The sequence below is a fragment of the Calidifontimicrobium sp. SYSU G02091 genome (assembly GCF_022631395.1).
In the GTDB taxonomy this organism is placed as follows: domain Bacteria; phylum Pseudomonadota; class Gammaproteobacteria; order Burkholderiales; family Burkholderiaceae_C; genus Calidifontimicrobium; species Calidifontimicrobium sediminis.
This window is the reverse complement of sequence record NZ_JALBGB010000059.1, coordinates 1-5,223: the sequence shown is the minus strand read 5'-3', so window position 1 is coordinate 5,223 and position 5,223 is coordinate 1. Positions and strand designations below refer to the sequence as shown.

The window sequence follows — 5,223 nt, the reverse complement described above, 5'->3', positions numbered from 1 at the left end:
GGCGCGGCGGCAGCGGCCGCCGCAGGGGTGACAGCGCTCGGCGCCGCGGCAGCGGCCGCCGCGGCGGCACGCGCGAAGTCGCGCGCGTCGACCTCGGCGCGCGCTTCCTCGCGCGCCTCGGCCCACAGGTCGGCAATGTGCTCGCGCGCCTGCGCTGCGATCAGCGTCGCCTGTTCGAGCCCTTGCGCGGCGCCGCGCACGACGCGCTGCGTCGTGCGACGCACCGCCTGCGGGTCGCGGGCGTAGGCGGCGCCGGCGACGAAGCCGAGCACGGTGCCGACGGCGGCACCGATCAATGCGGCGCCGAGATGTTCGATCTTCATGGGGGGGGTTCCTCGAGGTCGTGGATCAGGAAACGGCGGAGACCGCGCGGTCGTCGGACCGCGCCGGGGCATCGGTGGCGTCGTGCGACGGCGGGGCGGGCGCGGCGGCGCAACGTATGCCCGAGGCATCGAGCGCCTCGATGCGCAGGCTGTCGAACAGCAGCGCGAACACGAAGCCGTGGTGCAGCAGCGCGGTGACCTCGGGCGGCAGCCAGCGCAGCGCGGCGGCCGTCATCAGCGCGGCGTTGGCAGCCACCGCCGCGCCCTGCTGGCGGCGCAGCCGCCGGTGCACCGCCTGCGCGAGCTCGCGGGCGGCCACCAGGCTGGCCAGCGGGTTGCCGAGCAGCACGCCGTGCGCGCCGGCATCGGCATCGACCGGGCACAGGCTCACGCTGCCCGGCGGCACGAGGTCGCGCCAGACGGTGTGCGCGAGCACGAGCGGGCGGCCGTCGCGCACCGCGTCGGCGAACCACTCGTCGCGCGGCGCGCGCCGCGGGTCGATCCACTCGACGCCGGCGGCGTCGCCGTAAAGCGGCGCTGGCGGCACGTCGTCGGCCTCGGGCAGCAGCGCGATGCGCTCGAAGCCCAGCGCACGCAGCGCGGCCAGGTGCGCGCCGGCGCCGTCGCGCCAGTCGCTGGCCAGCGTCACGCGCGCGACGACGCGCCCGCGCTGCACGAACGCGAACGTGCGCTGCAGGCCGTCGACGGCGGCCGGCAGCGGCGGCAGCTCGAGCCGCCAGACCTCGCGCAGCCGCGCCGGCGACGCCAGGTGCAGCTCGCGCCCGCCGACGTCGGGCAGCAGCGCGCCGTGGCGCCACCAGCGGCGCACGACGGCGTCGGCGACGCTCGGTGCCTCGGTACGCACCCCATCGTCGGCGTCGCCGGCACCGGCCAGCCGCGCGAGCCACCCGTGCACGGTTTGCGCGTCGACGCCGCGCGCCGTGCGCACCGCGGCGACGCGCCAGCGTCCGCACGCGAGCACGCCACTGTCTTGCAGCACCAGCGTCGGCGCCACCGCGAGGCGCTCGAGCACTTCGAGCCCGCCGGCCAGCAGCCCCTGCCGCGCGAGCGTGTACAGCGCCGCCTCGCGCGCCAGCGGCAGCGCGAGGTCCAGCCCCTGCTGCGGGTCGGCCTGCAGCATCGCGGCGGCGCGGCTGGCGTCGCCGGTCAGCCCCATCACGAGCGCGGCGCCGGTCAGCGGCAGCGAGACGAGCCGCTCGATCTCGGGCGCGAGCCGCCCGGCCGGGTCGCGCGCGCCGGCCGCGTGGCGCAGGTGCGCGCGCAGCCGCTCGAGGCGCGAGCCGGCCGCATCGGCCTCGGCGACGAGTTCGAGCGCACCGTCGTGCAGCTGTTCGCCGGCGGCCAGCGGCTCGCCGGCCGCGACGGCGCGCGGCGCACCGCTCGCGTGGTGCAGCGTCGCGACGAGCGTCGCGTACCCGCGCACGACGCGGCCGTCGACCGGCACGACGTCGCCGGCGGCCAGCCGCACGCGGTCGCCGGCGCGCAGCGCGTCGGGTGGCAGCGGCTGCCAGGCGCGCTCGCCGGCGCGGCGCGCCGCGTAGCGGGCCGCCTCGACGGGCAGCAGGTGGCGCAGCAGGTCGTCGGCCTGCGCGACGAGGCGTGCCGACAGCGCCTCCGACAGCGTGCGCGACGCCACCGACGCGGTGACCACCAGCGGGTGGCCCGACAGCGCGGCCGCGGTTTGCGACGCGGCGTCGAGCAGCACCGCGGCCGGGTCGCGCACGAGCTGCTCGCGCTGCGCGAGCGCGCGCGCGGCGATCACCGCGAGCGCGCCGCCGGCGCGCCAGCGGCCGCTCAGCAGCGGCAGCGCAAGCGACAGCAGCGCCGGCGTCCACGCAACGCTCGACGCTGCCGGCGTCGCGTGCGCGCGGCGGCCCGCCGAGGGCGGCGGCGCCTCGCCGACCGACGCCAGCCGCTCGAGCACGGCGTCGCGCGTGCCGGGCAAGCCGTCATGGTGCACGACGACGCAGCGCAGCGTCGAGTTGACGCGCACCGACTGCACGCCGGGCAGCGTCTCGAGGCGTGAGCGCAGCGTCGCCTCGTCGGCGTGCGCCGGCCACGCGGCGCGCAGCCGCGTCGCGGTCTCGTGCAACACGTCGACGCTCACGGCGCGGCCCCCGCACCGCGCGCGGCGCGCATCTTCAGCGCCTCGCGCACCAGCAGCGGCAGTGCCGCGGTGGTAGCGACGACGAGCGCATCGGCCACACCGATCGGCGCGGTGCGCAGCAACCGGCGCGCCGCCGGCCACAGCACGGTGCCGGCCTGCGCCAGCAGCGACCAGCCCACCGCGTGCTCGAGCATGCGGTTGCGCGCCAGCCCGCCGCCCAGCAGCGGGCGGTTCGAGCGCGCGGCCAGCGCATACAGCAGCTGCGACGCGGTCAGCGTCATGAAGGCCATCGTGCGCGCCTGCGGGCTCGCGCCGTAGCGCGCCAGCCCGACGCCGAAGCTCGCCAGCGACGCGAGCGTCATCACGCCGGCGTCGGTGGCCACCGCACCCCACTCGCGGCGGTCGAGCAGCCCCTCGTCCAGCGACACCGGCGGCCGCTCGAGCACGCCGGGCTCGGGCGGTTCGAGGCCGAGCGCGATCGCCGGCCAGATGTCGGTGGCGATGTTGGTCCACAGCAGCGCGAGCGGCTCGAACGGCTCGGGCGCGCCGGCGGCCACCGCGACCGCGGTGGCGGCGAGCTCGCTGAGGTTGGTCGCGACGAGGTAGCGCACCGACTTCTGGATGTTCAGGAACGCGGTGCGTCCCTCTTCGACGGCGGTCAGCATCGCCGCCGGGTGGTCGTCGCGCAGCACGAGGTCGCTCATCGCGTGCGCGAAGTCGGTGCCGGTGACACCCATCGCGACGCCGACGTCGGCCGTCTTCAGCGCCGGGCCGTCGTTGATGCCGTCGCCCGTCATCGCGACGACGTGGCCGCGCTGCTGCAGCGCACGCACGATCTCGAGCTTCATCGCCGGGCTCGTGCGCGCGAAGCCGCTCGCGCGCTCGACGGCATCGTGCAGGCGTTCGGCCTGCTCGGGCAGCTGGCCGGCGTCGACGATGCGCTCGCCGTCGGCGAGCCCGACGCGCTCGGCCACCGCGCGCGCGGTGCCGAGCTGGTCGCCGGTGATCATCAGCGGGCGGATGCCGGCGGCGCGCAGCCGCGCCATCATCTGCGGCAGCCCCGGGCGCAGCCGGTCGGCGAGGCCGACGAGGCCGAGCCACGTGAGCCCGCCGGTCTCGCCGTAGCGCGTGCTCGCCTGCTCGCGCACCGCGAGCGCGAGCACGCGCTCGCCACGGGCGGCCATGCGCTCGTTGAGGCCGAACAGCGCGAGCCGCACGTCGTCGGCCAGCGGCTGCACCGTGCGGCCGTCGAACCAGCTCTCGCAGCGGGCGAGCACCTCGTCGGGGCGGCCCTTGACCGCCACCAGCAGGCCGTGCGCGCTGTCGTGCAGCGTGACCATGTACGGGTGGTGCTCGCTGCGCTGGCGCACGCCGAGCAGCGGGTGGCGGCGGCGCAGCGCGTCGATGTCGGCGCCGCGCGCCTGCGCGTACTCGACGATCGCGACCTCGGTCGCCGAGCCCTGCCAGCGCGGTGTGCCGCTGTTCGCGCCGTCACCGCCGTCGGCGTCGGCGTGCTCGACGGTGTTGCACAGCGCCGCGACGCGCAGCCACGCGTCGGGCAGCGCCGGCGGCGAGGACGCCTCGTCGAGCGCGACGAGTTCGGTGCCCACCGTCAGCGACGCGACGCGCATGCGGTTCTCGGTCAGCGTGCCGGTCTTGTCGAAGCACACGGTGTCGATCGCGCCGAGGTTCTCGACCGCGTCGAGCCGGCGCGCGTAGATCTGGCGGTCGCGCAGCGAGCGGATGCCGGCCGCGAGCAGGCTGGTGGCCACCGTCGGCAGCCCCTCGGGGATCGCCGCGACGCCGAGCGACACCGCGGTGCGCAGCAGCGGCATCAGCGCACGCCCGCGCAGCGCGCCGACCGCGAACACGCCGACGCACAGCAGCGCCGCACCGATCGCGAGCTTGCGGCCGAGCCGGTCGAGCTCGACCTGCAGCCGCGTGCGCGGGGCCTCGGCCTTCTGCGCCAGTTCGCGGATGCGCCCGAGCGCGGCGCGCTCGGCGGTCGCCACGACGACGGCGCGCCCGACGCCGCCCGAGACGACGCTGCCGAGAAACACCATGTTGCTGCGCTCGCCCAGCGGCGTGTCGGCCGGCAGCGCGTCGCCGGCCTGCTTCTTGACCGGCAGGCTCTCGCCGGTCAGCGCCGCTTCGTTGGTGGCCAGGCGGTGCGCCTCGACGACGCGCGCATCGGCGGCCACCGGCTCGCCCGGCTGCAGCACGAGCACGTCGCCGACGACGACGTCGCGCGAGTCGATCGACACCGGCTGGCCGTCGCGCAGCACGGTGGCCTGCCGCGGCGCGAGCTTGCGCAGGCTCGACACCGTCTCCTCGGCGCGCTTCTCGGTCGCGAAGCCGAGGCCGGCGTTGGCTGCCAGCACGGCGCCGATCGCCGCCGCGTCGGCGAACGCGCGCGTCGACAGCGCGAGTCCCGCCGAGACGCCGAGCAGACCGACGGGCACCGACGTGAACTGGTCGAGCAGGATCTCGCCGGCGCTGCGGCCGGTGACGTCGCGGATCTCGTTGCACCCGTCGCGCGCGAGGCGCTGCGCGGCCTGCGCGGGTGAGAGTCCGCGCGCCGGATCGAGCGGGCGGTGCGGCTCGCCGCACAGCGCGAGGACCGCCGGCAGCGGCATCGCGTGCCACGGCGGCTCGCCGTCGGCCACGCCCGCCGCCGGCGGCGGCGCCGACGCACGGCGCGCCGTTCGCGCGAGCGTCAGCACGCCCGCCGGCGCCTCCGCCTGGACCGCGGACGCCCCCGCGGCCCCCGCG

The 5,223-nt window shown here is 77.5% G+C and carries 3 protein-coding genes; all 3 read right to left on the bottom strand.

Features of this window, described 5'->3' with window-relative positions:
- The coding region (locus tag MOJ79_RS18565; RefSeq protein ID WP_241925496.1) for a hypothetical protein at positions 1-323 on the bottom strand (323 nt) is incomplete at its 3' end.
- A gap of 25 nt (positions 324-348) precedes the next feature.
- A complete protein-coding gene (locus MOJ79_RS18560) occupies positions 349-2,451 on the bottom strand; it encodes a P-type ATPase (protein ID WP_241925495.1) in 2,103 nt (700 codons plus the stop codon).
- A complete protein-coding gene (locus MOJ79_RS18555; RefSeq protein WP_241925494.1) occupies positions 2,448-5,174 on the bottom strand; it encodes a cation-translocating P-type ATPase in 2,727 nt (908 codons plus the stop codon). The genes MOJ79_RS18560 and MOJ79_RS18555 overlap by 4 nt, the downstream gene beginning before the upstream one ends.
- Between the last annotated feature and the right edge of the window lie 49 nt (positions 5,175-5,223).